The 26,323-nt window shown below is 45.6% G+C and carries 26 protein-coding genes and 2 pseudogenes; 10 read left to right on the forward strand and 18 right to left on the reverse strand.

The window, feature by feature from the left end; all coding sequences use genetic code 11:
- Positions 1-170: 170 nt before the first annotated feature.
- The 6 genes and pseudogenes from OF158_RS12970 to OF158_RS12995 all read right to left on the reverse strand — a co-directional run bounded on the left by OF158_RS12970 (position 171) and on the right by OF158_RS12995 (position 5,619).
- Positions 171-1,469: a globin-coupled sensor protein gene (locus OF158_RS12970; RefSeq protein WP_014097461.1), complete on the reverse strand. Its 1,299-nt coding sequence runs from the start codon at positions 1,467-1,469 to the stop codon at positions 171-173.
- Between the two features lie 240 nt (positions 1,470-1,709).
- The gene (locus OF158_RS12975) at positions 1,710-1,943 is read right to left on the reverse strand and encodes a hypothetical protein (protein ID WP_014097459.1); all 234 of its coding nucleotides are present in this window, start codon (positions 1,941-1,943) and stop codon (positions 1,710-1,712) included.
- Position 1,944: 1 nt separating this feature from the next.
- A pseudogene (locus OF158_RS12980) lies at positions 1,945-2,177 on the reverse strand (hypothetical protein).
- Positions 2,174-2,401, reverse strand: coding sequence for a hypothetical protein (locus OF158_RS12985; RefSeq protein WP_014097458.1), 228 nt, complete (start codon positions 2,399-2,401; stop codon positions 2,174-2,176). Before OF158_RS12985 ends, OF158_RS12980 begins: the two are co-directional and overlap by 4 nt.
- Entirely contained in the window at positions 2,398-3,312 is a 915-nt protein-coding gene (locus OF158_RS12990; protein WP_014097457.1) for an RpnC/YadD family protein, read from the reverse strand. Before OF158_RS12990 ends, OF158_RS12985 begins: the two co-directional genes overlap by 4 nt.
- A gap of 210 nt (positions 3,313-3,522) precedes the next feature.
- Positions 3,523-5,619 carry a transglycosylase domain-containing protein gene (locus OF158_RS12995; protein WP_014097456.1) on the reverse strand — a complete coding sequence of 699 codons (2,097 nt, stop codon included), beginning with the start codon at positions 5,617-5,619 and terminating at the stop codon, positions 3,523-3,525.
- A gap of 228 nt (positions 5,620-5,847) precedes the next feature.
- Here OF158_RS12995 and OF158_RS13000 point away from each other — a divergent pair, with 228 nt between their 5' ends.
- Complete coding sequence (locus OF158_RS13000) at positions 5,848-6,351, forward strand: universal stress protein (RefSeq protein WP_014097455.1); 504 nt, start codon at positions 5,848-5,850, stop codon at positions 6,349-6,351.
- Between the two features lie 298 nt (positions 6,352-6,649).
- A pseudogene (locus OF158_RS17570) lies at positions 6,650-6,730 on the forward strand (YjcZ family sporulation protein); the annotation flags it as partial.
- Positions 6,731-6,869: 139 nt separating this feature from the next.
- Here the strand turns inward: OF158_RS17570 and OF158_RS13010 are convergent.
- From OF158_RS13010 to OF158_RS13040, 7 genes are all read right to left on the reverse strand, one after another.
- Complete coding sequence (locus OF158_RS13010) at positions 6,870-7,886, reverse strand: ABC transporter ATP-binding protein (RefSeq protein WP_035184070.1); 1,017 nt, start codon at positions 7,884-7,886, stop codon at positions 6,870-6,872.
- 132 nt (positions 7,887-8,018) lie between these two features.
- Positions 8,019-8,927 carry a C40 family peptidase gene (locus tag OF158_RS13015; RefSeq protein WP_014097452.1) on the reverse strand — a complete coding sequence of 303 codons (909 nt, stop codon included), beginning with the start codon at positions 8,925-8,927 and terminating at the stop codon, positions 8,019-8,021.
- Between the two features lie 163 nt (positions 8,928-9,090).
- Positions 9,091-10,701 (reverse strand): peptide ABC transporter substrate-binding protein, encoded by a 1,611-nt coding sequence (locus tag OF158_RS13020; RefSeq protein WP_035184068.1) that lies wholly within the window; start codon positions 10,699-10,701, stop codon positions 9,091-9,093.
- A 97-nt stretch (positions 10,702-10,798) separates the two neighbouring features.
- Positions 10,799-11,806: an ABC transporter ATP-binding protein gene (locus tag OF158_RS13025; protein ID WP_017551332.1), complete on the reverse strand. Its 1,008-nt coding sequence runs from the start codon at positions 11,804-11,806 to the stop codon at positions 10,799-10,801.
- A 5-nt stretch (positions 11,807-11,811) separates the two neighbouring features.
- Positions 11,812-12,765, reverse strand: a complete 954-nt coding sequence (locus OF158_RS13030; protein WP_014097449.1) for an ABC transporter permease — start codon at positions 12,763-12,765, stop codon at positions 11,812-11,814.
- Between the two features lie 146 nt (positions 12,766-12,911).
- Positions 12,912-13,841, reverse strand: a complete 930-nt coding sequence (locus OF158_RS13035; RefSeq protein WP_014097448.1) for an ABC transporter permease — start codon at positions 13,839-13,841, stop codon at positions 12,912-12,914.
- Between the two features lie 250 nt (positions 13,842-14,091).
- Entirely contained in the window at positions 14,092-14,796 is a 705-nt protein-coding gene (locus OF158_RS13040; protein WP_014097447.1) for a gamma-glutamyl-gamma-aminobutyrate hydrolase family protein, read from the reverse strand.
- 273 nt (positions 14,797-15,069) lie between these two features.
- Here OF158_RS13040 and corA point away from each other — a divergent pair, with 273 nt between their 5' ends.
- Complete coding sequence (gene corA, locus OF158_RS13045) at positions 15,070-16,020, forward strand: magnesium/cobalt transporter CorA (RefSeq protein WP_014097446.1); 951 nt, start codon at positions 15,070-15,072, stop codon at positions 16,018-16,020.
- Positions 16,021-16,099: 79 nt separating this feature from the next.
- On the opposite strand, the gene OF158_RS13050 is transcribed toward corA, so the two are convergent.
- The gene (locus tag OF158_RS13050) at positions 16,100-16,366 is read right to left on the reverse strand and encodes a YhdB family protein (RefSeq protein ID WP_014097445.1); all 267 of its coding nucleotides are present in this window, start codon (positions 16,364-16,366) and stop codon (positions 16,100-16,102) included.
- Between the two features lie 372 nt (positions 16,367-16,738).
- Between OF158_RS13050 and OF158_RS13055 the strand changes: the two genes are divergently transcribed.
- Positions 16,739-18,148, forward strand: a complete 1,410-nt coding sequence (locus OF158_RS13055) for a SpoVR family protein (protein ID WP_035184057.1) — start codon at positions 16,739-16,741, stop codon at positions 18,146-18,148.
- 95 nt (positions 18,149-18,243) lie between these two features.
- Here the strand turns inward: OF158_RS13055 and OF158_RS13060 are convergent, their stop codons facing one another.
- Positions 18,244-19,227 carry an acyltransferase family protein gene (locus OF158_RS13060; RefSeq protein ID WP_035184054.1) on the reverse strand — a complete coding sequence of 328 codons (984 nt, stop codon included), beginning with the start codon at positions 19,225-19,227 and terminating at the stop codon, positions 18,244-18,246.
- Positions 19,228-19,535: 308 nt separating this feature from the next.
- Positions 19,536-20,237 (reverse strand): SGNH/GDSL hydrolase family protein, encoded by a 702-nt coding sequence (locus OF158_RS13065; RefSeq protein ID WP_017553126.1) that lies wholly within the window; start codon positions 20,235-20,237, stop codon positions 19,536-19,538.
- Between the two features lie 303 nt (positions 20,238-20,540).
- Here OF158_RS13065 and OF158_RS13070 point away from each other — a divergent pair, with 303 nt between their 5' ends.
- Positions 20,541-20,969 carry a disulfide oxidoreductase gene (locus OF158_RS13070; protein ID WP_035184051.1) on the forward strand — a complete coding sequence of 143 codons (429 nt, stop codon included), beginning with the start codon at positions 20,541-20,543 and terminating at the stop codon, positions 20,967-20,969.
- A gap of 19 nt (positions 20,970-20,988) precedes the next feature.
- Entirely contained in the window at positions 20,989-21,471 is a 483-nt protein-coding gene (locus OF158_RS13075) for a thioredoxin family protein (RefSeq protein ID WP_035184048.1), read from the forward strand.
- A 61-nt stretch (positions 21,472-21,532) separates the two neighbouring features.
- On the opposite strand, the gene OF158_RS13080 is transcribed toward OF158_RS13075, so the two are convergent.
- Positions 21,533-21,928, reverse strand: a complete 396-nt coding sequence (locus OF158_RS13080; protein WP_026104608.1) for a YhcU family protein — start codon at positions 21,926-21,928, stop codon at positions 21,533-21,535.
- A gap of 337 nt (positions 21,929-22,265) precedes the next feature.
- Between OF158_RS13080 and OF158_RS13085 the strand changes: the two genes are divergently transcribed.
- The 4 genes from OF158_RS13085 to OF158_RS13100 all read left to right on the forward strand — a co-directional run bounded on the left by OF158_RS13085 (position 22,266) and on the right by OF158_RS13100 (position 24,856).
- Positions 22,266-22,886, forward strand: coding sequence for a DUF47 domain-containing protein (locus OF158_RS13085; RefSeq protein ID WP_014097437.1), 621 nt, complete (start codon positions 22,266-22,268; stop codon positions 22,884-22,886).
- A gap of 12 nt (positions 22,887-22,898) precedes the next feature.
- Entirely contained in the window at positions 22,899-23,897 is a 999-nt protein-coding gene (locus tag OF158_RS13090) for an inorganic phosphate transporter (RefSeq protein ID WP_014097436.1), read from the forward strand.
- A gap of 129 nt (positions 23,898-24,026) precedes the next feature.
- Complete coding sequence (locus OF158_RS13095) at positions 24,027-24,587, forward strand: GNAT family N-acetyltransferase (protein WP_014097435.1); 561 nt, start codon at positions 24,027-24,029, stop codon at positions 24,585-24,587.
- Between the two features lie 32 nt (positions 24,588-24,619).
- Positions 24,620-24,856 (forward strand): hypothetical protein, encoded by a 237-nt coding sequence (locus tag OF158_RS13100; RefSeq protein ID WP_026683964.1) that lies wholly within the window; start codon positions 24,620-24,622, stop codon positions 24,854-24,856.
- A 100-nt stretch (positions 24,857-24,956) separates the two neighbouring features.
- Here the strand turns inward: OF158_RS13100 and yhbH are convergent, their stop codons facing one another.
- The gene (gene yhbH, locus OF158_RS13105; RefSeq protein WP_014097433.1) at positions 24,957-26,123 is read right to left on the reverse strand and encodes a sporulation protein YhbH; all 1,167 of its coding nucleotides are present in this window, start codon (positions 26,121-26,123) and stop codon (positions 24,957-24,959) included.
- Positions 26,124-26,323 lie beyond the last annotated feature (200 nt).

Here is a 26,323-nt window from a genome sequence, read left to right on the forward strand (position 1 = left end):
TGTGGGGGAGGGGAATCTATGAACGGGTTTATGAAAAAACAATATTTACCTATGATAATCGTTGCCATCGCCTTGGGCATTATGATGGCCCCATTTGTTTTAAACTTGATTGCCTATCTTGCTTTGCGATAAATTTTATTGGTAGTTTCTGTTAAAAAAGCGGGAATTTTTCAGATTCCCGCTGCATTGTGGAGTTTTTCAGCCGCGGCCGCGACCCCGGCGCTGGCTGTTTCAATTTCTTTTACAGTATTGACGAGTTCTGCTATATGGCCTTGGACGGTTAAAGCAGTTTGTTTGCTTTGTTTGACCGTGGCGGTAATTTGCTGGAACGATTGCCCTGCCTCTTCCGCGCTGCCCAATCCGGAGTGAATGGCGCTGTCAACTTGGATTAAAGAATTTTTAACATCCAAATTGTATTGCCCTGAGGCGGATAACATCGATTGGATCTGCCCTGCCAGCTTTTTCGTCTCCTCTGATAACTTCCGGATTTCTTGAGAGACAATCGAAAATCCTCTACCATACTCTCCGGCCCGTGCTGCCTCGATGGCTGAGTTTAACGCGAGCAGGTTGGTCTGGTCAGCGATCTCTTTCACAGACAGCACCACATCTTCAATCTGGCGGGAAGAGTCGCTCAGATTCTCGATCGTTTCCATCATTTCTTTTGTACGGGTGGCAATCATTTTGACATCGCGGATCAGGATGCCCAGCTTTTTTTGCCCCTCTGCTGCCGATGACTCGGCATAGCTTGCTTCCCGGCTGCTCTCAATAGCCATTTCATCCGTTTTTTGCAGATTGAAACCTAAAGATTCTACCGAAGCTTGGATTTCCTCTGCCAGCGCAACCAAACCTTCACTGATTTGTACCATTTGTTCTTTCAAATCGTGCTGCCCGTTTTGATACTGCTCATTCAGTCTCCTGATCGTCTCATTTTCGTAAGCTTCAAGAACGATTTGTTGTTCAAAACTCAATATTTTGCTGATGGCAGCCGAGATGATCCGGACTTCTTCTTTCCTGCCGATTTCTTGAAAAAGGATATCGTTCAAGACATTTTGAATATTTTGGAAAGAACCGATATACCAGCCGTGTTCAAGGCCGATCCGGTAATGCGTGCTTGCAATCTGCAAGCGTTTTTCGACAAAATTTTTGTTGATGTTGCCTTGAAACATTTCAATAAGATGGACCCTTAACGTTTTTTGGAGCCGCTCAACCGTACTGTGTTTTTCAATGATATCCCTCAGCTCCTGCACTTGCAAAATCGCATCATAAAAGGCCTTGACAATTTTGTCAATATATTTTTGTACAAGGGGTTGTGCACTTTTTATGATTTTTAAATCTTCTTCTGTCAGGTGAATCAATTTCAATCGTTCCGGAATGCCAGGTTGATCGAGATCGATGGAAACCTCCATTTTTTCTGCATTTTCCAATACGCTGCTGTGTTTATCTGATTTCAACTTATAATACAGACCCATTCTGCCTTCCCTCCTATCGATGCCAGTCAAAAATGAACATCAGATACGCCCCACCTATGTCTTTAGACCTATTATACAATAATTTTTCCTTATTTCTATCTTTTCAATAAAAGAATCGTTCCCCTTTTTCTGTTGAAGCATTGTATGAGTGAGCGGGGTGAGGAGGAATGGCACAAGTTCTGAAAGGGAGGGGCTTATGTATAAGCCCCTCCCTGTTTTTTCGGTGATGGTGAAAAGCATTTACGGCTCCTGCCCTTCTACCTGCCTTTTGATTTTCATGATCTCATCTTCACTCAAGCCGGATGCTTGGGCAATGAGTTTCACATCCACTTGATTTTTTAACAAATTGACAATAAATCTTCTTAACCTTTCTTCACCTTCTTCTTTCCCCTTCTTATACCCGCGGTCAAAGTAAGAATTCGGCAAGTCTAAGAAAACTTCTTTTCCATCCACACCGGGAAATTTGACTTCCATCTTATGAATACTCCAGTCGCTGTTTTATTTTTTCCACTTCTGTCTGGCTTAGGCCGGTCATCTCAACTATCAATTGTGGGTCCAGGCCATTCTTAAGCATCCTAACCACAATTGTTTGTAATAATTCCTTTCTCCCCTTTTCTACTCCTTCTTCTAATCCTTTTTATACCCGCGTTCAAAATAGGAGTTCGGCAATTTTAATACTTGCTCTGCTTCGTCATAGCTCAGGTTCAAGGCTTTTCCCCTTCTATCTGCCTTTTGATTTTCATGATCTCGTCTTCACTCAAGCCGGTTACTTCTGCAATGAGCTTCAAATCTAATTGCTTTTTTAACAAATTAGAAATAAATCTTTTTCTTAATCTTTCTTCACCTTCTTCCAATCCTTTCTTATACCCGCGGTCAAAATAGGAATTCGGCAATTTCAATACTTGCTCTGCTTCGTCATAACTCGGGTTCAAGGCTTTTCCCCTTCTATCTGCCTTTTGATTTTCATGATCTCGTCTTCACTCAAGCCAGATGCCTGGGCAATGACCTTCACATCCACTTGATTTTTTAACAAGTTGACAATAAATCTTCTTAATCTTTCTTCACCTTCTTCTCTTCCTTCCTCTTTCCCCTTCTTATACCCGCGATCAAAGTAAGAATTCGGCAATTTCAATACTTGCTCCGCCTCGTCCGGGTCCAGCATTTTAATGTTTTCCATTACTTCCGCCTCCTCTTTTTCGTTCAATTTTAAATAATAATCAAAGAAACCGTATAGCAGCCTCATTTTTGCAGGGTCGAGTTCCATCCGGGCCAGCATCCGCAGAAACTCCAGTTTGACCTGCACCCGTTCTTTTTCTGTATACCCCATTTTGCTTAATAATGCCGCGGCAACAGGGTTGTTGCTCCGGATATAATTTCTCCAATTTTGCTTCATCAGATGAATGGATAAATAGTGAAAACGAAGAATTTCAATGTTGTGGAACGCAAAGGTGTATGTATCAGGGGTTTCTGTTTTCTCCTCATAACTGAAGACGGCAATCGGCAATACCGGTTTCCGGTGCCGGAGACTGATCATCATGTAGTAACGAAACATGCGTTCAGGAAAAGGTTTCTCGTAATACGACTGCGGCTCTACATGGATGAGAATCACGGTGTCTTTCCCTTTTACCTTCGTTTCAGCAAGGATGTCAACCCGTTTTTGCTCACCGCCCGGAAAATCCGTAAACTGTTCCTGCGACAAAAACCGCACCCGACGGTAGTCGAGATCCGCTGAAAGATCCGGGAAAAACGCCTCCATAAACTCCTGAAAAAAGTTTTGGATCAGCTCCTTAAACAAACGATCATGCACGTGATAACCGGCATGTTTTTCCATTACCAATTCCAATGGCAGCACTCCTTTTCTTATTTTTCAGTTTTATTTTATAGGACAAAAGTCCGTTTTTCAAGTACTTTTCACTCTCGCAAGCTGCCGAGTTTAACGGCAAACAGGGGAAAAACATGCAGTCCCCGCAATCCTTTTTAAAAGCAATCAATCATTAAAGCCGAAATGTCTCACCTTGATGGAAGACATTTCGGCTTTATAAGTGTGTACTGTTTATTGACCAAGAATCCCTTTCAGCTGCTTTTTAATCTTATCTGTCGCACCTTTCCAAAATCCTTGGTTATCCTCAATTTTTTTCTGCAATTTATCGGCTTGTTCTTTTATCGCTTCATCGATGTTTTGCAGTTTTTCTTTTAACGGGTTACCGTTTTCCTTCTGGTCATTGATGGATTCCACCCCGAAGTCACCCGGTTTTGTATATTTCAGTGTGGCATTCATCACACCATTGAAAACCGGCACAATGCCCTGTTCACTCAGACCGTATAAATAATGGTTCCGGTCTGTCTGGTCATATCCCATCCAGACCACCCCGACAAGATTTGGCGTATAGCCCGCAAACCATTGATCCATTGTACCGTCGACCCCGCTGAACGGCAATTGGGTGGAGCCTGTTTTTCCGGCAATTTTATAGCCGGGGACCGCTACCCCTTTGCCGGTTCCGGATTCCACAACGTTCAGCAGCATAGATGTCATTTCCTGGGAAACTTTTTTCGATATGACCCTTTCCTGCTTGTCTTTATGCTCTGCCAAAACTTTTCCGGTCGGGCTCACGATTTTTGTAATGATGTGCGCTTCGGAACGTTTTCCGTTGTTTGGAAACGTGGTGTAGGCCTCTGCAATGTCTTCGGGGGAAACGCCGTTTTGAATATTCCCGAGCGCAATGCCGAGCTGCTTATCCTTCTTTGTGACCGGGATGCCGAATTTTTTCGCCGACTCGTACCCTTTTTCCACCCCGATTTTATTCAACAGCCAGACAGCAGGAAGATTAAGCGATTTTTCGACCGCCATGTACATCGGCACTTTACCGAGATATTGGTTGTTATAGTTTTTCGGCGCATAACCGCCTTTAAACGTCATTTCTTTATCTTCTAGCATCGAGTCGGGGCTGTACCCTTCTTCAAGCGCCGGCGTATAAACGGTAATCGGCTTCATGATCGATCCGGGTTGCCGTTTCAGCTGCGTTGCCCTGTTGAAGCCGCGGAATACTTTTTCTCCCCTTCCTCCGACAAGCCCGCGGACGCCGCCGGTTGACGGATCTACAAGTATTGCGCCGCTTTGGATGATCTGACCGGATGTGCCGGAAGGAAAGAGTGATGATTTCTGGTAAACATTTTCCAATGCTTTTTGAATATTTTGATCCATGGCGGTATAAATTTTATACCCTCTTGTTAAGATCTCTTCCTGTGTCAGTCCATACTGATCGATTGCCTCGTCCAGCACCGCATCGACGTAATACGGGTATTTGCCTGTCAGTGCATCTGTTTTTTTATCTTTTAGCACAAGCTTTTCGCTTTTTGCCTGTTTATACTCGGATTGCGTGATCATCCCGTACTCTTTCATGGCGAAAAGCACGACATTACGGCGGTGAATGGCGCGTTTATAATGACGGTACGGGTCGAGTGCATTCGGTGAATTAACAAGGCCCGCCAAAGTTGCCGATTCGGATAAGTCCAGATCTTCCACGTCTTTTCCAAAATATTTATTGGCCGCTTTTTCAACACCCCAGGCGCCTTCCCCGAAATAGACCTGGTTTAAATACATCTCCAAAATTTCTTTTTTTGTGTAATGCTTCTCAATTTCAATCGCCAAAAAAAGCTCCTGAATTTTCCTTTTTAATGTCCGTTCCGGGGAAAGCAGCGCATTTTTCGTTAACTGCTGGGTAATGGTGCTTCCCCCGGCAGCCGCCCCTCCGATCCGGATATCTTTTAAAAGCGCGCTCAAGGTACCGATGATATCAAACCCATGGTGTTTGTAGAAACGGTGGTCTTCGATGGCTACCACCGCATTTTGCAGGTCTCCCGGCATTTTTTTAATCGATACGCCTTCCGAGCGGTTTGCCGAAATTCTGCTTGCTGTGTCCCCGTCTTTGTCATAAATAACGGTCGTCTGTTCCAGCCCTTTTTTTAACTGCCCGACATTCGCGCTTTTTGCATAATAAGCAAAAAAAGCTAAAAAGCCAAGCAATGAAAGAGAAGCTGCCAGAATGATGATTTGAGTCATATGGGCTCTTTTCCAAATTTTTTTGAACCCGTCCCAAAACACCCGGAAATAAGGTTTGATTTTATCTATATAAGGTTTGAATTTGTTCATATCTGTTGATGTCCTCATCTTTCCCCAATCTGTGAACCTTCTATCTCAAACACCATGCTGATTTGCCCTTTAGCAAAAGGATATTATGAATGGCCGGAAAAATCAATGACAACTATAGAAAATACAGTGCTTTAAAACCGTAAAAATGCACTGAAACCGTTTTTTTCCTTCTGGTTCCGGGTAAAGAAAAGAGGGTGTTTCAAGCCATACATGAAAGGATGATGGTACATGTACAAGCATATTGCCATTGCATACGATGACTCAGAGGGGAGCCGGAAAGCGCTGGACAGAGCCTGTTCATTGGCCCTTGCCTTAAGAGATATAAAATTATCCGTTGTCCACGTGAACCAGGAAAGTGAAGTGGCAGCACCGGTACCGGATGAAAACATCGGCGTGCCGCCAACCATTTCCGTGCCGGGGCTGGACGGTCGGGTTTACCCGGTTGACCCACCGCCGGTTGATGAACCTTCCACACAGCAATTCATCTTAAACGATGCGGAGGAAGTCATGAATCATGCCCGCGAATTATTAGATGCAAAAGGGGTCAAAGCCGATACCCATATTTTAGAAGGCAAGGTGGCCGACAGCATCATTGATTTCGCCCGCAACGAGAATGTAGACTGCATCATTACTGGAAGCAGCGGAAAAAATGCTGTGAAAAGTCTATTCATTGGAAGTGTGAGCAAAAGCCTTGTAAAAAATGCGGAGGTGGATGTGCTTGTCGTGAAATAACCAACCATCGGCACCGCTAATGGCAAAAATGGAAGGGAAACAACTATTTTGACAATAGACAAAAAATTGTATCCCTATAAACGATAACAGATTGGCAAACATGATCGCATTCTGGTGGAAAACCGTGGCGGACGTACAGGAAAGTCGCAATTCCAGAATGCTTTTTTGTATTCTTTGATAAACGTCCAAACTTCTGTCTTCCGTCTTGCATACATTAACATTGCATGACGGAAAGATGGAGGTGAAAAATATGGGCTTTTGGGGCTGCGGATACGGCGGCTATGGCGGTGGCTATGGCGGCGGATACGGCAACAGCTTTGCGCTGATTGTTGTACTGTTTATTCTGCTGATTATTGTAGGTGCCGCATACCTGTTCTAAGAACCGAGGCCCGGCCTTATTGGGCTTGGGCCCGGCTTCTTTTTCCCAAACGCTTATAAGAAAACCATTCGTACGGTTTCTACATACCACTCCCGCGCTGTTCCACCGGCTTGCCGCAGCTGCATGTCTTTTCAAACAATCAAACTTTTCCTACCTGATTTGCACTGGAAGAAACGGTTGCTGCCGGACTGCCCTTTCCATCGTAAAGATGACATGCGACATAATGGTGGTCTTCAATCTCCAGCCATTCCGGTTTTACACTTGCACATATATCCATTGCTTTCGGGCATCTTGTCCGGAATACACACCCGCTCGGCGGCGTAACCGGGCTCGGGATTTCCCCTTTTAAAATAATTCTTTCCCTTTTATCTTCAATTTTCGGATCCGGAATCGGAATGGCCGACAGCAACGCTTCCGTGTAAGGATGCAGCGGTTTGCGGTACAGGCTCTTGCTCTCCGTCAATTCGACTAGATGGCCGAGATACATGACGCCGATCCGGTTGCTGATATGCTTTACCATCGATAAATCATGGGCAATAAACAAGTAGGTGAGGTTTTTTTCCCTTTGCAGTTTTTTCAATACATTGACAACCTGGGCCTGGACAGAAACATCCAGTGCGGAAATCGGCTCATCGCAAATCACAAACTCCGGGTCAAGCGCGAGCGCCCTTGCAATCCCGATCCGCTGCCGCTGCCCCCCGCTGAATTCATGCGGGTACCGGCCTGCATGCTCTCTGTTTAGCCCGACTTCTTCGAGCAATTCATATATTCTTTCAAGCTCTTCACGTTTGTTTTTATAAATGCCATGGACTTCAAGCGGTTCAGCAAGGATCTCGCGGACAGTGGAACGGGGATTCAGAGAAGCATACGGATCCTGAAAAATCATTTGGACATTTCTTTTCATCAGAAAACGCTCCCGCTCATCCAGTGCGTGGATATCTTTGCCGCCGTAAAGGATTTGCCCTTCAGTTGGGGTGTAAATCCCCATCATCAGCCGCCCTGCCGTCGATTTTCCGCATCCCGATTCCCCGACAAGCCCGAACGTTTCCCCTTTATAAATATCAAAAGAAAGATCGTCCACCGCTTTTAAAAATTGTTTCTTCCCAATCTCAAAATATTTTTTGACATGCTTGACTTCCAACAGTTTTTCCATCATGGTGCACTCCCTTCACCCGGCTGCTGTAACCCGTATTGCTTTTGCGGCAGGTTTGCCGCATTCTTCCGGCCACCAACGCCGCGCTGCACTTCATTCGCAACCAGTTGCGTTGCGGTTTCCCATTGCGCGGCTTTACATCCAGTAACGCCGCGCACAGCATAGTTCTTTTTCGTAAATCGTTCCTTCCATATCCAGCAGTTCAACAGGCCGGCCTGTTTTCGGCGAGTGGAGTAGCTTCCCCTCCCCCGCATAAATCCCGACATGGTGGATGGCGCCTCTTCCTTCCTCATGGGCAAAAAATAAAAGATCGCCGGGTGCGATGCTTCCAAGCGGGACGGCTGCTCCTCCTTTTGCCTGTTCATGGGCGTCACGGGCAATGGTCCTGCCTGTCGCAGCAAGCACCATCGTATAGGAAAATCCTGAGCAGTCATAGCCATATCCGCTCATGCCGCCCCATAAATACGGCAGGCCGAGAAACATTTTTCCGGCGTCAAGCATATACCTGTTCTGGCTGCCGGGACTGCTCCCTTTCAACTGCACATCTTGTTTTTTGAGCGATGCCGGTTTCCCGTGCACCGTTTTTACAACGAACTGGTCCTTTGTTTCATCCACTACAAAAAAACGTGTTTGAAAGCTCACTTCAAATAAAGGGAGTTGATTTTCATCATAGAGCATTGCAAATGGTTTTTTGACGGCACAAACAGCAGCATCTTGCGGCCATCCTTCTCCCTGCTTCAGCTGGCAGCGGGGAACCCAGCCGGGATAGCCGTCCGGATGTTTGCTGGAACGCTGTTCCGGAACAGAAATATACGCCCACTTCCCCTCTGTTTTGTGGACAATGACTTTCCGGCCGTAGAGCACCTGTGTCTGGATTTTATTTTTCCGCCAAAGTTCGTGCCGCTGTTCCAATGAGAGGCCGGTGAGCCACTGCTTCATATTCGCCGGGTTCCGGAGGGCTTCTTCGTCTCCGGCACCCGGTGATTGTGCGGAAGTCCAAACGGTGGCGACAGGGGTATCTACCAAATAAACTTGCTTTCCCATGTTCAACCCCCTTTCCCTCAGATTTCCATTTTGGGCAGTATCAAGCGGGAACTCCCCCGCTTGATACTGCCCATTCTTTTCCATTCGTCCAGACAGCCGGGCTGCGGATAATGCCTGCCATATGGCTCTCATGGGCAAACCGTCCCCTGCCAAAAACAGAACATTATTTTACATTGGCCCATTTCAGTTCAAGATAGCCGACAGGGTGGCGGACAATGCCTGTTACATGATCTTTTTGCAAAAATACCTGGTTGTAAAAATAGAGCGGGAAGATCGGCAAGTCGTCAAACAGCATTTTTTCCGCTTCGTGCATCAGCTCGTAACGTTTCGTTTCATTGGTTTCATTTTTTGCCTGCTGGATCAACTGGTCATATTTCTTATTGCCCCATCCAGTCCTGTTCATCGCTTGCCCGGTTGTGAAGCTTTCGAGGAAGTTAATCGGATCCCCGTAATCAGCAAGAAATGAACTGCGGGACAATTGGAATTTCAATTTTTTCTGCTCAGCCTGGAAGACATTCCATTCCATATTGGCAAGTTTTACCTGGATGCCGAGATTTTCTTTTAGCATCTGTTGGATTGTTTCAGCAATTTTTTTATGAACCGCGTCCGTGCTGTAAGTGAGGGTGACCTCAGGCAGTTTCGTATACCCCTCTTCTTGCATTCCCTTTTTCAGGAGGGTTTTCGCTTCTTTTGCATTTGAAGTATACAAATTGCCGCCTTTTTTCCGGAAGTCGTTGCCGTCAGGTTCGGTAAACCCGTAAGAAACAAAACCGTAAGCCGGCTTTTCATCATTTTTTGTGACATATTTGACAATTTGTTTCTGGTCAATGGCCATCGCGAATGCTTTCCGGATATTTTTATTCTGGAACGGTTCTTTATTGACATTAAACCGGTAAAAATAAGTGCCGGCCTGGTCCTCTACTTTCACTTTTCCTTCCTTAAACAGCCGGGCTGCCATATCTGCCGGAACATCTGAAACATCCAGTTCCCCGTTTTGGTACATTTGGTATTCAGTGTTCGGATCGTCAACCTCCGCCCATTTCACTTTATCAAGTTTTACATTTTTGGCATCCCAATAGTTTTCATTTTTTTCCATGATGAAATGGTCATCGTGTTTCCATTCTGTGAGCTTAAACGGCCCGTTCGAAACATACGTTTTCGCTTCTGCAAACCATTTCGGATTTTTTTCTGCCACTTTCTCGTTGATCGGGAAGAAAGCAGGGTTTGCGATGACGTTCAGAAAATAAGATTGCGGCCCGGTTAACGTGACTTCCAGTGTTTTGTCATCGGCCGCTTTCACTTTGACGCCGTCTTTTGATCCTTTTCCGGTGTTATACGCCTCCCCGCCTTCAATAAAGTATCCTAAAAATGCGGCAGGCGAAGCGGTTTTCGGGTCGAGCATTCTTTTCCACGCATATTCAAAATCACCCGCTGTCACCGGATCCCCATTTGACCATTTTGCATTGTCCCGGAGGTGGAACGTATACGTCTTGCCTCCATTTGTGACATCCCAGCTTTTTGCAATCGCAGGGTGCGGCTTATTGTCTTTGCCGAGGCGGACAAGCCCTTCCATTAAATTGTTCAGTGCATTCCATGAAACGGAATCGAACCCGATTGGCGGGTCAAATGAGGTGGGCTCAGACCCGTTGTTTAAATTTAATACCTTTTCTTTGCTGCTTCCACCCGGACTGTTTTTTGAGCTTGACTGGCTCGTACAGGCAGCAAGCGAAGCAATAAGCGCCAAACTGACAATCATACTCCAAAATTTCTTCATACATTTCCCCCTTTTCTTTTCCGCATTGCGGGCAGCCCTGACCCGTTTGTCCCCCTTGCAGTATCTGGGCGCCGTAAATGCCTGTTTTCTATTTCATCTACAGGCGTACACCCGTAGTTGAAAACGCAAATTTTGCCCGTTCGTCCTGCAGCCAACAATAAACCTGATGGGAAGCTGATTTTTTCGTGCGAAAAGGTTCCACACGGCTGCATACTTCCATTGCCATTGGGCATCTCGCCGTAAACGGGCAACCGGGAGGCGGCGCAAATAAATCCGGCGGCGTACCGGGAATCGGAATCAGTTCTTCCTCTTCCATATCAAGCCTTGGGACCGAGTTTAGCAATCCTTTTGTATAAGGGTGTTCCGGATGATAAAAGATTTCTTCTCTTGTGCCGGTTTCGACAATCTTACCGGCATACATCACCGCTATCCGGTCGGCAACCTGGGCCACAACACCGAGGTCGTGCGTGATCAAAATAATGGATACGCCCGTCTCCCGCTGGATTTTCTTAAACAGTTCAAAAATCTGCGCTTGAATGGTGACATCCAAAGCAGTAGTCGGTTCGTCCGCGATAATGATCTCCGGATTGCAAATCAAAGCCATCGCAATCATGATCCGTTGGCGCATGCCGCCGCTGAACTGGTACGGGTATTGTTTTAACCGTTCATGCGGGCTCGGAATGCCGACCATGTGCAACATGTCAATGACCGTTTTTTTCGCTGCCTCGCGGGATAGATTTTGATGCTCCTGAACCGCTTCAAGCAACTGGTTCCCGATGGACAAAGTTGGGTTCAGACCTGTCATCGGATCCTGGAAGATCATGGAGATTTCCGCCCCGCGGATTTTCCGCATTTGCTTTTCGCTGTATTTTAAAATATCCGTTCCTTTAAAGTGGATCGAGCCGCTTAATTGTTTCACATTATTATTGGGAAGAAGCTTGAGGATCGCTTGCGATGTCACGCTTTTGCCGCATCCGGATTCACCGACAATGGCAAGCGTCTCGCCTTTGTTTAAATAAAAGTTCACCCCGCGCACAGCCTGCACCGTTCCGCCGTATGTCGAAAACGAAACGTGCAGGTCTTCCACTTCCAGAATCTTGTTCATTTCCGTCACCTCCTCAGCTTCGGATCGAGCGCATCCTGCAGCCCGTCGCCAAGCACATTAAATGCGAACATCGTCAGCGAAATAAAGAATGCCGGGAAAAATAAGCGCCACCACTCGCCCGTTAAAATCGCCGACAACCCGTCATCCGCCATCACGCCCCAGCTCGCATGCGGCGCCTGAACCCCCAATCCTAAAAAACTGAGGAATGCTTCACTGAAAATGGCACTTGGCACGGTCAGCGTCATTTGGACAATAATTGGGCCCATTGTATTGGGGAGCAGGTGTTTGCGGATGATCCGTGACGTTTTGGTGCCGAACGTTTTGGAGGCCATTACAAATTCATAGTTTTTTATCTGTAATACCTGGCCGCGGACAATCCTGGCCATGCCGACCCATCCTGTTACGGTAAGCGCAACAATAATTGTGCCGAGCCCCGGCCCCATCACAACCATCAACAAGATCACAACAAGCAAATAAGGAAGGCCGTACAGCACTTCAATAATCCGCATCATCACTTGGTCGGTGCGACCGCCTTTGTAACCTGCAATACCGCCGTATATCACCCCAATGAAAAATTCAATGATAGCCGCCATAAACCCGACAAACAGCGAAATACGCGCGCCATACCATGTTCTTGAAAACATATCGCGCCCGAGCTGGTCGGTCCCGAACCAATGCTCCTTGGAGGGCGGCAAATTCTGGTTCGTTAGTGACAGTTTCGTCACGCTTTCAGGTGCAATCAGCGGGCCGATGATGGCCATCATGATCAAAAGAATCAGCACGACAAGGCCGAGCATCGCGAGCTTATTTTTGGCAAGCCGGTTCCATACATCATGCCAGTATGATATGCCCGGCCTGACAACGGCTTCCTGCATTCCGGCTTCTTTCTTTTTCGGGACAAACCATTCATCCGGAATCTCTGAAATGGTATCCACTCTATCCTGATTGGCTGTTTGCAAGATGTCCACCCCTTATTGCTCTATTTTATGCACCAGATTTTGTGAATCGGGACGATGGTTGTTTTTGCTCGCCTGCACCTTGTGTTACGAAAAGCCAAGGCCCGATACTTATGTAAAGCCGGGCTGCTTCTTTTCGAAACCAGGGCTCACTGTTCTTTTTTATGTAATTTGATCCGCGGATCGAGAATGCCGTACGCGATATCCACGAGAAACAGCATAATAATCAAAAAAATGCTGTAAAATACGGTTGTCCCCATGATGACAGGATAATCCCGATTATTGATGCTTTCGACAAAATACTTTCCCATGCCCGGAATGGAGAATATTTTTTCAATGACAAAGCTTCCCGTCAAAATGCTCGCCGTCAATGTCCCTAAAATGGTAATAACCGGCATCAGCGCATTTCTGAGGGCATGTTTGATGATAATTTTAACAGGAGAAAGACCTTTTGCACGGGCGGTTTTGATGTAATCCTGCGTCAGCACTTCCAATAGGCTTGACCTTGTCAGGCGGGCGATGATGGCCATCGGGCTGACTGCCAAGGCGGCAGTTGGCAGGATCATATGCGCCGGGGATGTCCACGTTGCAGCCGGCAGGATTTTCAGATTGACCGCAAACTCCTGGATTAACATCGTTGCCAGAATAAAGTTCGGAATCGAGATGCCAAGCACGGCGATGGTCATCGCCAGATAGTCGATGATGCCGTTATGTTTTAATGCAGCAAAAACGCCAAGCACGATGCCGGATAAAACCGCAACCAGAAGTGCTGTCATACCAAGTTCGAATGAAACCGGAAAGCCCCTGCCCAGCATGTCGTTTACCGTCTGGGACGGCTGTTTGATGGACGGGCCGTAATCAAATAAAAGAATGGATTTCACATAATACAAATACTGGATATAAACCGGCTGATCCAGATGGTACTGCGCCTCCATATTTCTTTGCACGGCTTCGGATGTATTGCGTTCTTGGTTAAAAGGCGATCCCGGAATGGCCTGCATCATGATAAAAGTCAGGGTGGTGATCACCCACAGTGTGACAACCATGGCGGCAAGCCTTTTGAGTACATACTTTGCCATACGCAGACACCTTCTCACGTTTAAAATGGGCATACTGTTGTGGTATATTTTTATTATTAAATAAATAGACGAAAAATTCAATAGCGTTCAATATTTATTTTAATTCCACAATATCAATATTTTCGGAATACAGGAAGCGCTTTTATTTTTTCTTGTTCTCCACCGGTAGAAGACAGGAGTTAAGCAAGCGCCTGCAAATTTTCCGGTTTAAAAAATACGAGGAGGCAAGCATTTCATAACAGCAAACGGACTAAACGGTTTTACAGGAAGCGATAAAGGCGGAAAATATTTTCAAGGAAACAGGATCCTTTATGGCGGCCAAAGCTTCAGGATGCCACTGAACGCCAATCATAAAACGGGCATTGCGATTTTCCACCGCTTCAATGATTCCATCAGGCGCACGAGCAGAAACCATAAGCGGCGCTTTCACGGTCCGGACTGCCTGGTGATGAAAAGAGTTTACTTTCATCGTTTCGCTTCCGGCCCATTTTTCCAGTAAACTTCCCGGCAAAACATGGACCGTGTGGGAAAGATGGGAACGGGCGGCCCGCTGTTTGTGCTGCAACAGCGGGGGTTTTCCCTGGCTGTAAATATCCTGGAACATATCCCCGCCGGATGCAACAGCGAGAATCTGGATGCCCCTGCAAATGGCGAGAATCGGCACATCCGCCTGAATCGCAAACCGGCATAGCGCAATCTCAAATGCATCGCGGCCGGGCTCAATTTCACCGAGCCCCGGAACCGGCTCTTCCCCGAACCAGGATGGATCTACATCACCTCCCCCGGAAAGCAGAATTCCGTCCGTTTTGGACAATAATAAAGGGATGTCCGCTTCACCGCCGGCCGGAAGCAATACCGGGACGCCGCCCGCCATGCGGACAGCCTTGATGTAGTCATCAGCCAAATACTGGGAAGTCTGATTGGCACTGCATGTAATGCCGATCACCGGTTTCATTTTTCATCATCCTTTCGCATTTTTTGTATCAACAGCACGGGCGCCTGTCTTTGCGCCCGGTTTTTCTGCCAGGCCCAGCGTGAATGGCCGTGACGTTTATGTTCTTGCTGCTTTCGATATCGCGGATGCCCTTCTTTTTTCGCGCCCGTTATCCCGAAAAAAAGACGAGCGAATTGCCTTTCATTTTGATTTAATGCAAGGCCGTCTGCGACATAGTAAAATAATGCTAAACGGACGATTGGCAAACCTCATGTGAAAAGGATGTGCCTTTTTATGATACATATTATGGCGATGACAAAAGAAAATGTACTGAAAGCCCCCGCTTCCATTGAAGAATTGGAAGGGACCAGCTGGAAATGGTATTGGATTGATTTCGACCAGCCTTCACAAGAAGAAATATTAAAACTGCGCCATCCGCTCGGTTTCCATCCGCTGGCCATCGAAGACTGTATTCATAAGCTGCAACGGCCGAAACTGAATGATTACGAAGACCATGTCTTTTTTGTATTCCAAAGCCTGAATCCCGACAGGCTGCAGAAAGAAGAATTGAACCTGTTTCTCGGGGAGCATTTTGCCGTGACCTTTCACCATCTCCCGTCAAAAGAAATCAGCGAAGTGCGGGATAAGCTGAAAAAAACGGATAAACCGGGCAAATGGGGGCCGGCCATTATTCTTTATGAAGTACTGGACAAGATTGTCGATCAATATTTTCCTTATTTGTATAAGATTGAAGACCGTCTGAATGAAATTGAAGATAACTCAAAAAATGAATCGATGGAGGATCTGCTTACAAGCCTGTATTCAACGAGGCATGATTTGCTTGTGTTAAGGAATACGATTATGCCGATGACGGATCTTGTGTACCGGATGCTGAATTCCCATACGATTCCAGGCATTCAGGAAAAACGCGCGTATTTTCATGATATCCATGACCACTTGCTGAAACTATCCGGGATGGTGGAGTCCAATCGTGAGTTTACGACCGATATCCGGGACAGTTATTTGTCTTTAAACTCACACCAAACGAACCGGGTAATGAAGATTCTTACCATTTTCACTACGATTTTTATGCCTTTAACTTTTATTGCAGGGGTGTACGGCATGAATTTCAAATATATGCCCGAACTGGAATGGAAATACGGTTATTTCGCTACCCTTATTGTCATGTTTCTGATCGGCGCCGGCATGACTTACTGGTTTTTCAAAAAAGGCTGGCTGAAATGAATTTGCAAACACCCCGCATCCGCCCAGAATAAAGCAGGACTGGAACAAGGTGCAAAGCAAAAAAGCGGAGGCGCCTTTTTCAGGCATGGCCTCCGCTTTGGTACACAAAACCCGGTTCCGCCCCGCTCCGGTCCGCCATTTCGTTGGCATGGTCAATATAGCGGTGCAGCGCAAACAGGCATCTTTCAATTACGTTATAGTCATGCGAAAAATGATAAGCATGTAAGACATGCTCAATTTTTTTGGAAAGAAAATCATCTTTCGTCCGCACCATCAAAATCAGCAAATTATCCCATTGCGAGCGGTGTGTGTAATATAAAGCGCGGTCATAATCAATGGGATTCATCCCGGCTCCCCCTTTCTTGTGCATTTGCTTGAAAAAAGCAAATCCTAATAAAAGGAGTCAACATTATTGTATGTGTTTTTCCTGATTTTGCGCGCTGAAAAACTTGCCTGGAGGGAAAACAAAAGGCTGTTATCATTTGGAATGCATTTTGCTGGTTTTCAGCCCGTGGCAAGCTTTTATGCAGCCGGGTCAGAATCATTCGGATCTTTTTTACCGGAAATAACGGGTGATTTCCAGTGCTTTGTCGCCTGCTCGTGCGCGGGCTGTTTCATTTCTCGTGATCATGCGAAAATCCTTCTTTGTGTCCTCATGTTTTTTCCCTTTCATTCATACATTGGAAAAAAGGGTGACTTTTAAAGGGAGGAACATTTCATGCGTGATCATGAAAGCCTGCAATATGCGATTGATGAGATAACGGAAATCGCGTCCGGTTTTGGGCTTGACTTTTACCCGATGCGCTACGAAATCTGCCCGGCGGATATTATTTATACTTTTGGCGCTTACGGCATGCCGACCAGGTTTTCGCACTGGAGTTTCGGTAAGCAGTTTTTCAAAATGAAGTTACAGTATGATCTCGGGCTGAGTAAAATTTATGAGCTTGTCATCAATTCCGATCCGTGCTACGCCTTTTTGCTGGATTCCAACACGCTTGTTCAAAACAAGCTGATTGTGGCGCATGTTTTGGCGCATTGTGATTTTTTCAAAAACAATGTCCGTTTTCAAAACACGAAGCGTGATATGGTGGAGAGCATGTCTGCAACGGCGGAAAGAATCCGGGCATATGAGCTGAAATACGGTAAAAAGGAAGTGGAGCAATTTATTGATGCCGTGCTGGCAATTGAAGAGCATATCGACCCGTCGCTCATGCGGCCGAAATTGAACTGGAGCATGGAAGACGCGGAAGAATGGGATGAGGAACCGAAACGCAAAGAGGGACCTTATGATGAATTATGGTCGCTTGATGAGAAAAAGCCGGAACAAAAAGCAGTGAAAAAAACGAAAAAGTTCCCGCCACAGCCGGAAAAAGATATTGTCCTTTTTATTGAACAATACAGCCGGGAATTGACGGAATGGCAGCGTGACATTATGACCATGATCCGCGAAGAAATGCTCTATTTCTGGCCGCAGCTCGAGACAAAAATCATGAATGAAGGGTGGGCCTCTTTCTGGCATCAGCGAATCATGCGCGAACTTGATTTGACAACAGATGAAGCAATTGAATATGCGAAACTGAATGCGGGCGTTGTCCAGCCGTCCAAAACCGGCATCAATCCGTATTATTTGGGAATCAAAATTTTTGAAGATATTGAAGAACGCTGGAACAACCCGACGGAAGAAATGAAAAAACGGGGCATACGGCCTGGGACCGGGCGTGAAAAAATATTCGAAGTGCGCGAAATTGAAAGCGATATTTCATTTCTGCGCAATTACTTGACAAAAGAACTGGCCACAAGGGAAGATATGTATTTGTTCCAAAAACAGGGGCGGGACTATAAAGTGGTGGACAAAGAGTGGGAACATGTACGCGACCAGCTTGTCAGCATGCGGGTAAACGGCGGTTTCCCATATTTGACCGTTACGGACGGAGACTACCGGAAAAACGGGGAATTGTATATTAAACACTGGTATGAAGATATTGAACTTGATTTAAAATACCTGGAAAAAGTGCTGCCCTACCTTTACCAGTTATGGGGCAGAAATGTCCACCTCGAAACGGTTGTGGAAGAAAAGCCGATTGTCTTCTCTTATGACGGAAGAAGCGTGCAACGAAAATATTTGTAAAAAGGCACGGGCCCCGTTTCATGCCTGGGGGCAGCCTGTAAAAAAGCGGCGAAAAACCATTTGATTTTCCGCCGCTTTTCAGATGTTTTATTTTTCTACAACCGGAGTTCAATAATCGGCCTTGTAAATTTCCGGATATAGTAACTGCCGAGAAATAAACAGATGCCAAGTGAAAAGACAATCAGCAGCAGGTAATTGCCCGCCAGCCAGTCAAGCACATTGGGGGAAGCGGCTGCCTCTATTGTCTTTATGATAAAACCGTGCAGCAAATACACATAAAGCGTGCGCTCGCCGATTTTTGTCCACTTGTACCCTTTGCTCGGGATTAACAGGAAGAACCCGAGAATAACAAGCAGCGTGACAGCATATTGGGCCAGCCGGATCAGCCCGCTAAACCAGTATTCCATCCCCATGCCTGCGTAAGAAGTATCGCCAAGGAGCCACGGCACGGCATCTTTCGGGAAAAACTGGCCGGTTGCAAGCGTGATGGCACACAGAATCAAAATGCCAGCCACCGGCGCGTAAGGAATATTGCGGATTTTTTGCAAATGCCTTCCTTCCAGCAAAAAGCCGAGCAAAAAATACGGAAAAAATACGAATGTGCGGGAGAGGCTCAGAAAACTTCCGGCCTCATCCCAGTAGCCAATCCCAATGCCGAGCGCTGCCGCAGCCGCAAGACCGAAAAAGTGGAAACGGGCAAACAAATGGAGCATAAGGTTCCAAAAAAACAAACTCAGCAAAAACCATAATGTCCAGTGCGGTTCCAGAAAGTTTACCGTCAGGTGCGATTCTTCGCCTGTATAATAATAATAAACGGAATAAATACATTGAAAAATGAAATACGGAACCAAAATCTTTTTAAAAGATTTTGAAATATGGCCTTTTTTTCGGTATGCTTTTGAAAAATAGCCTGAAATAAGAATAAATGCCGGCATATGAAATAGGAAAATGACGGTATACAGCGTAAAGAGGAAATTGTCTTCGGTTTTAAACGGGCTGATCAGGTGCCCGAGAACGACAAGATAAATCAGAATAAATTTTGCATTGTCAAAATACGAATTTCTTTTTGCTGCTGACATCTGCCATCCTCCGTTCCTGTTGTACAGCAAGTATTGCGATGTCGACGCCTTTCGTTTTCTATACCCCCTGCACGGCAAAATGAATCAATATTCATGCAGGAAACCCTGCGGTTTCTATTATACAAACTTTATATTACAAAACGGTAAAAATTCATTTAAACCAAGATGATTTTTAACAGCATTGCAAAAAGGCCGGTACCGGCCTTTTTGATCGCAAATATGGTTGGTTTGTTTTGTGCAAGGGGTGGGCAGCATCTGTGACGCTCTGGAACGGCCGGCCAGGAACCCCTCCTGCCTGCTTGTATTTCTTAAATTCCGCTCCCGGCTTTTTGCCCGGCAAATTGTGCAGTTAAGTCCGTATAAATTTTTTTCGCCATTACTTTATAACCTTCTGCTGTTAAATGGATGCCATCATCACTGATGAGGCCCTTCAGGTCACCGGCTTTTTTGATCGCTGTCCGAACATCAATGGCCGGGACGTTCAACTGTTTGATGAATTTTTTCAGGCACCTGTTATATTGGCCGTGCCAGTGTTCAATGCCGCCCGACAATCCAATCCAGTGGCCGATGCTTTTCCCAAAGCGGGCGCTGATGGACTGGTAGTAGCGTTTCGGGTCAAGCGGCGGCAGCGTTAGCAAAACGGGCGTAATGCCCTGTTCTTTTACATTTTTGACTAAATGCCTGATATTGTCCGCATAACGCTCAAGGGGCACAACCGGGACATGCGTATCATCTGGTCTCTCTGCTACTTCGTTCCATTTGAAATTGCAGTCATTACCGCCAATACAGATCAGCACGACATCGGGATGCTCGCCGATTACATCTTTGCCGAGACGCTGGACAAGCAGGTCGGAATTATCATTGAACACCCCTTTATTGACAATCTCTGTGCTGCTGTCGCCAAAATACTGCTGAAGCACTGCGGGATAATTGTCTTTTAAAATCCGGAGCCTTCCTTTTATACAAGTTACACCTCTTGTAATACTATCCCCGAAACAAACAATTTTCATTTGAGGCCCTCCCTTGAATGCATAATCATGCAAAAAGTCAGAACGATAGACATCATTTATTGTAAACTTGCCGGGCTGATTCGACAAGTGATTGCACCGTCCACGGGCAAACGCCCTCCGCTTTTCTTTGTCCAGCTGTGGCTCCTAGCCCCTAGGGTCGAATAATCCGTCCGTCATGAAGTAGGGGCTTCATTCCGGCCGAAACATTCGCCGGCCGGGGCTAAACAGTCGCCTCCGCTTTTCATTTTTTGGGTTGGATACTATAATTTACAAGGAAGGGATTGATGAAAAGGAGGTAAGGGGTTGAGTAGAGGACGGAGGGAAGAGGTTTGGTTTTTTGCCTGGGCGGTTTCGGTGGTTGCCACGCTCGGCAGTCTTTATTTTTCAGAAATTAAAGGGTATGAACCGTGTGAACTGTGCTGGTACCAGCGCATTCTCATGTATCCGATGACGGTCTTGATCGGGATTGCCGTTGCCAGGAAAGATTACCGCATGTCGCTTTATACCGCTGTTTTGTCCGGAATCGGCATGTGTGTGTCACTTTACCATTACTGTCTGCAAAAACTTGCCTTTTTTTCGGACAGGCTTCCTGCATGCGGCCGCATCCCCTGTACGGCGGAATACATCAACTGGTTCGGCTTTATCACCATCCCCTTTTTGGCTCTCACAGCGTTTGTGCTGATTTTTATTTCAAGTCTCATCGTTTGGAAGCAGGCTCGCGCTTCCCATTAAACACAACTGGAGGATTATAATGAAAAAAATCATCCTTTTTTTGGCCATTGTTCTCATTGTTTTTGGCGGGATTGCCGGAATCACAAAGTACAAGCAATCCAGGCAGGCGAAAAACAACCCGTATGCACCTGCAAAAAGTGTGAGCAAATTATCGGCGGAAACGCGCGACCAGCTGGATGACCCCCTTTACCAGAATATTATTTTGCCAAAAGAATTGAATCATGATTTAAAATCCGGCAAAGCGGTCACCGTTTATTATTTCATGCCGACCTGCCCGCATTGCAAACGGACTACGCCTGTTGTATCACCGCTCGCGAAAGATATGGGCATCGATTTGAAGGAATTTAACCTGACTGAATTTGAAAGCGGCTGGGATGACTACAAAATCAAAGCGACACCGACGATCGTCCATTACAAAAACGGCAAAGAAGCCGCACGCCTTGTCGGAGAGCATACAAAACAGGAGTTCCGCCAATGGTTTAAAGCACATGTAAAAAAATAAGGCTGCGTGCTTGCAAGGAACCCTCAAAAAAATAATGCCCGGTTTTTCCGGGCATTATTTTTTACACAAGCAGGCGATTGGCTGCTTTTTTAAACATGCTAAACGTATCCGTATGCTTCTTCTGAAAATGGGAAAACGAAAAAGGAAAATGCAAACCAAACTGTTCAAGCGTAAATTTATTAAATTCAAACAGGCCGGCGTAATGCTCGTCCCGCTTATTCTCTTCCGTTTCCAAAATGGAAATGATGGTCTGCAGACTGGCAATCATCTGATACCCTGCTTTTAAAGTGCCGATTTGTTCTGTTGGGTCATCCGGCAGGGCAAGCACCCTGTCGCGCTGGAATGCGGTGATCTCCTCATCCGTAAAGTAATCAGGAAATACTTCTGTAAACATATGGCGGACCAATTCCGCGATCTTATCCATCTGTTCTTCCGTAGCAGCATAAACGATCTTCACAGCAGTCCCACCCTTTTTGAAAAATCCATATGTAAGCCAAATCATAGGCGCAATATAAGTACAGCATAGCATAGGAAAACGGGAAAAAAGTATGGTAAATGTGACCATGGCCCTGCCCCCTAAAAAGATTGGATTTTTTCTGAAAAAGCGGGACAAAAGCCCAAGCCTCATAGCCGGACTTTCTTCCAACAAAGCAACCTGTTTTTAGCTTTTTGACGAAAGTCGAAAATTGGAACCGTATACAAAATTTTATTTTCGACATTCTTCTTTTATCTTCGCAGGAAATCAGATAAAATAAAGACGTTTGATAATGAAAAGGATATGAGGAGGATCTTACATGGTATTTAAAAACAAGAAAGACAAGTTTACAGTGCTGTTTGGCCATATTTCGACCAACCTCCGGGAAGCCACCAATTACTTTGCCGACTATAAAATCCATAATAAAGACGATTTAAAAATTTTTACTGAAAAAATGAAAGAATACGAAACGACCGGGGATACTTACGTCCATGACATGATTCTGGAACTGAACGATGCCTTTATCACCCCGATTGAACGGGAAGACCTTTTGTCACTAACGAACAGCCTCGATGACGTGCTGGACGGCATTGAAGAAGTTTCCGGATTATTTGAACTGTACAATATTTACCAGGCGGACGATTTTATGGTCGAATTTGTTGAAATGATCCGCCGCTGTACCGACGAAATTGAAAAAGCAATTGACATCCTTTTTTCGAAAAAACTCGACAAGATCCGCCCGCATGCCATTAAAATTAAAGAATTTGAATTCCATTGTGACGAAATTTTAAGAAAATCATTAATTCACCTCTTTCAAAACGAAAAAGACCCGATTCGCCTGATCAAATATAAGGATTTGTATGAAAAGATGGAAGATGTGGCCGACTACTGCCAGACGGTGGCCAACATTTTAGAGACGATTATCATGAAAAATGCGTGAGGAGTCTGCTGAATGGATAGCATTTTAGTATTAACTGTCTTAATAGTAATTTTTGGATTTGGATTCGACTTCATCAATGGATTCCATGACACGGCTAACGCGATTGCAACGGCCGTTTCGACAAAAGCATTAAAACCCCGGCATGCGATCGTAATGGCCGCGCTTATGAATTTTCTCGGCGCCATTTCTTTTACAGGTGTTGCCGAGACCATTACGGAAAGTATTGTAAACCCGTTCACCCTTGCAAACGGACAGGTGGTCATTTTGTCCTCACTGATGTCAGCGATTATTTGGAATTTGATTACATGGTATTTCGGCATTCCGAGCAGTTCTTCCCATGCCATCATCGGATCCATTGCCGGCGCGGCGATTGCCTCGTCAGGTTTTCATGTAATCGAATATCGTGGTTTTATCAGCATTATTGAAGCCTTAATTTTATCCCCGATCCTCGCTTTTACGGTCGGTTTTACGGTTTACAGCATTTTTAAAGTTGCATTTCAGAATTTTAAGCTTGCGAAAACGAACCGACACTTCCGGCTGATCCAAATTTTCACCGCCGCTCTCCAGTCTTACTCCCATGGGACAAATGATGCCCAGAAATCGATGGGGATTATCACAATGGCTTTGATTGCCAACCATTATATTGCCGAGAACCATATTCCATTCTGGGTCCAGGTCGGTTGTGCGGCGGCAATGGGGCTTGGGACATCGATCGGCGGCTGGCGGATTATTAAAACGGTCGGCGTCAATATTATGAAGATCCGGCCGATTAACGGGGTTGCAGCCGACTTGAGTTCAGCTTTCATTATTTTTGGTGCAACATTTATCCACTTGCCGGTCAGCACCACCCATGTCATTTCTTCTTCCATTCTCGGGGTTGGTTCGGCCCACCGAATTAAAGGGGTCAAATGGGATACTGCAAAAAGAATGGTGATCACTTGGGTCATTACCCTTCCGATTTCAGCCGTTTTATCCGGTGCGATTTATCATATTGTAAACCTTTTTTGGTAAAACGGGCTGAAAAAAGAGCAGCGTTAAGCATGCTCTTTTTATATGCAAAAGAAATTTACATAGACAATTGAAAAATTTCCATTTTATGATACATTTTTAATAAACCATTCAGAACTGCGGGGGATAGATGTGAGAATCGAAGACATATACCGGAACTTGCCACTGCTTGAAACGGACCGGCTTGTTTTAAGAAAGCTCAAGCGGGATGACGTGCTCGATTTATTTTCCTATGCGTCAAGAAGTGAAGTAGCAAAATACGTGACGTGGGATGCACACCGGTCTGTCCGCGATTCGAAAAATTTTATAAATTTTGTGCTCAGCCAGTACCGCGAACACAAGATTGCCCCCTGGGGAATTGAAGACAAAGAGACACGAAAGCTGATCGGGACGGTCGATTTTGTATGGTGGAAGCCGGAAGAAAGGACGGCCGAGATTGGCTATGCCCTTTCTCCTGAGCACTGGGGAAAAGGCATCATGACAGAAGCCGCTAAAAAGCTGATTGCTTTCGGGTTTGAACACATGTATTTGATCCGCATCCAGGCCCGCTGTTTTGCAGAAAATATCGCGTCGGCCCGCGTCATGGAAAAAGCCGGCATGACCTATGAAGGCACTTTGCGCAAAGCCGTTTATAGAAAAGGAAAACATTGGGATCTCAAAATCTATTCCATTTTAAGAGAAGAGCATTTTTAACGGCCATAGCATGAAGGAAAGGAGATATCCCTATGGAATGGACAATAGACGACAGAATTTATGATACATTTTGGGAAGCTGAGGAAGTAGGATTCTCCAGTGTTAGTGATATGGGGGAAGGAAGAGGATTCATTACGCCTGATTTGAAAGTTGCAAGTGTCCTTTCCTACGCTTTATGTGGATTACCGGATGTAACATACCTTGTTCATACAGAAGAATTTTTGGAAGATGGCATTCTTAAATATAAGATATGGGTAGAAAACTTATGAGATCACAGCACGCGGCACACACAGAATCAGGTGAATCACCCGTTATCGGCACCCGCAAAAATAAGGGGCCCGCATCAGCCGTTGTGCAGCCCCTTTCTTCTTATGCCAAAGCTTTGTCTGCTTCCTTTGAAAAGAAACTTTTCATCGCATGGAAAACATCTGCTTTTTGTTTCAGCACGTAATATTTAAATTTCTCATCTTTAATATTTTTATAGGCCGACATGAGGGTGCTATGGCGGTTGTACTGGTTCACTTCCCCGTAGTAGAACATATTCGAGACTTTCATAATTTCCTGGACAAGTTTCACGCAGCGCGCATTGTCTGATGTCAGGTTGTCGCCGTCCGAAAAATGGAAAGGATAAATATTAAAGCGGTACGGGTCATATTTTTCATTGATCAGGCTGAGCGCTTTCCGGTAAGCCGATGAACAGATCGTGCCGCCGGACTCCCCTTTTGAAAAGAAATCTTCCTCTGATACGACTTTTGCCTCTGTATGGTGGGCGATAAATTCAATTTCCACGGTCTCGTATTTCGTCCGCAAAAAACGCGTCATCCAGAAGAAAAAGCTGCGCGCCATATACTTTTCCCATATCCCCATACTTCCACTTGTATCCATCATCGCAAGGACAACCGCTTTTGATTCCGGTTTTTCCACTTCATTCCATGTGCGGAATTTGAGATCTTCCGGCACGATCGGGTGAAAGGCCGGTTTGCCATTCATCGCATTCCTTTTAAACGCCGACATCATCGTCCGTTTTTTATCAATATTGCCCATTAGCCCCGTTTTCCGGATATCGTTAAACTCAATCGCCTCTACCGTGTTCTCATCTCGCTCTTTCCTTTGAAGATTTGGCAGTTCCAATTGGCTGAACAATGCTTCCTCGATTTCCATCAGAGATACTTCCGCTTCATAATAGTCTTCTCCCGGCTGGTCGCCTGCTCCCTGGCCTTTGCCCGGTCCCTGCTCGGGGGAACCGTCGCGTGCAATGATATCGCCGACTTTGGAATCGCCCTGGCCCTGGCCGACATGTTTATTTTTATCATAATTATAGCGAATTTTATATTCGTCCAATGACCGGATCGGTATTTTAACAACATCCCGGCCGTCTGACATAATGATGCTTTCTTCCGTAATTAAGTCGGGCAGATTGTTGCGGATGGCTTCCTGGACCTTTTCCTGATGTCGGACCTGGTCATCATGCCCTTTGCGGTGGAGCGACCAGTCTTCCTGTGAAAGAACAAAATGCTTCTGATCCTGTTTATCCATGCTCATCCTCCCTTTTTTGAAAAATTTGCCGAGAATTTCGCCGTCACCATACCGGATATCCTAACATATGCTATTTTGGCGTTTAAAAACTTGGATTATCACATTTATGATTACTCTATCTTATGCAATAGGGCAGAATATTTGACATTTTTCTTTTAGAAACAGGCTAACGCCGGATAAGGAAAAAACCGGGCTGATAT

Source organism: Weizmannia sp. WK01, from assembly GCF_025905465.1.
Classification (GTDB): domain Bacteria; phylum Bacillota; class Bacilli; order Bacillales; family Bacillaceae_C; genus Weizmannia; species Weizmannia faecalis.

What these genes read in the sequence shown, in the direction of transcription:
- OF158_RS13050 (WP_014097445.1), bottom strand. Translation starts at nt 16,366, where the DNA reads ATGAATCCCATTGATTATGACCGCGCTTTATATTACACACACCGCTCG.
- OF158_RS13060 (WP_035184054.1), bottom strand. Translation starts at nt 19,227, where the DNA reads ATGTCAGCAGCAAAAAGAAATTCGTATTTTGACAATGCAAAATTTATT.
- OF158_RS13075 (WP_035184048.1), top strand. Translation starts at nt 20,989, where the DNA reads ATGAAAAAAATCATCCTTTTTTTGGCCATTGTTCTCATTGTTTTTGGC.
- OF158_RS13000 (WP_014097455.1), top strand. Translation starts at nt 5,848, where the DNA reads ATGTACAAGCATATTGCCATTGCATACGATGACTCAGAGGGGAGCCGG.
- OF158_RS13015 (WP_014097452.1), bottom strand. Translation starts at nt 8,927, where the DNA reads ATGGGAAAGCAAGTTTATTTGGTAGATACCCCTGTCGCCACCGTTTGG.
- OF158_RS13040 (WP_014097447.1), bottom strand. Translation starts at nt 14,796, where the DNA reads ATGAAACCGGTGATCGGCATTACATGCAGTGCCAATCAGACTTCCCAG.
- OF158_RS13035 (WP_014097448.1), bottom strand. Translation starts at nt 13,841, where the DNA reads ATGGCAAAGTATGTACTCAAAAGGCTTGCCGCCATGGTTGTCACACTG.
- OF158_RS13055 (WP_035184057.1), top strand. Translation starts at nt 16,739, where the DNA reads ATGCGTGATCATGAAAGCCTGCAATATGCGATTGATGAGATAACGGAA.
- OF158_RS13020 (WP_035184068.1), bottom strand. Translation starts at nt 10,701, where the DNA reads ATGAAGAAATTTTGGAGTATGATTGTCAGTTTGGCGCTTATTGCTTCG.
- OF158_RS13100 (WP_026683964.1), top strand. Translation starts at nt 24,620, where the DNA reads ATGGAATGGACAATAGACGACAGAATTTATGATACATTTTGGGAAGCT.
- OF158_RS13065 (WP_017553126.1), bottom strand. Translation starts at nt 20,237, where the DNA reads ATGAAAATTGTTTGTTTCGGGGATAGTATTACAAGAGGTGTAACTTGT.
- OF158_RS13010 (WP_035184070.1), bottom strand. Translation starts at nt 7,886, where the DNA reads ATGATGGAAAAACTGTTGGAAGTCAAGCATGTCAAAAAATATTTTGAG.
- OF158_RS13025 (WP_017551332.1), bottom strand. Translation starts at nt 11,806, where the DNA reads ATGAACAAGATTCTGGAAGTGGAAGACCTGCACGTTTCGTTTTCGACA.
- OF158_RS12975 (WP_014097459.1), bottom strand. Translation starts at nt 1,943, where the DNA reads ATGGAAGTCAAATTTCCCGGTGTGGATGGAAAAGAAGTTTTCTTAGAC.
- OF158_RS13085 (WP_014097437.1), top strand. Translation starts at nt 22,266, where the DNA reads ATGGTATTTAAAAACAAGAAAGACAAGTTTACAGTGCTGTTTGGCCAT.
- OF158_RS13090 (WP_014097436.1), top strand. Translation starts at nt 22,899, where the DNA reads ATGGATAGCATTTTAGTATTAACTGTCTTAATAGTAATTTTTGGATTT.
- OF158_RS12995 (WP_014097456.1), bottom strand. Translation starts at nt 5,619, where the DNA reads ATGAACAAATTCAAACCTTATATAGATAAAATCAAACCTTATTTCCGG.
- yhbH (WP_014097433.1), bottom strand. Translation starts at nt 26,123, where the DNA reads ATGGATAAACAGGATCAGAAGCATTTTGTTCTTTCACAGGAAGACTGG.
- OF158_RS12970 (WP_014097461.1), bottom strand. Translation starts at nt 1,469, where the DNA reads ATGGGTCTGTATTATAAGTTGAAATCAGATAAACACAGCAGCGTATTG.
- corA (WP_014097446.1), top strand. Translation starts at nt 15,070, where the DNA reads ATGATACATATTATGGCGATGACAAAAGAAAATGTACTGAAAGCCCCC.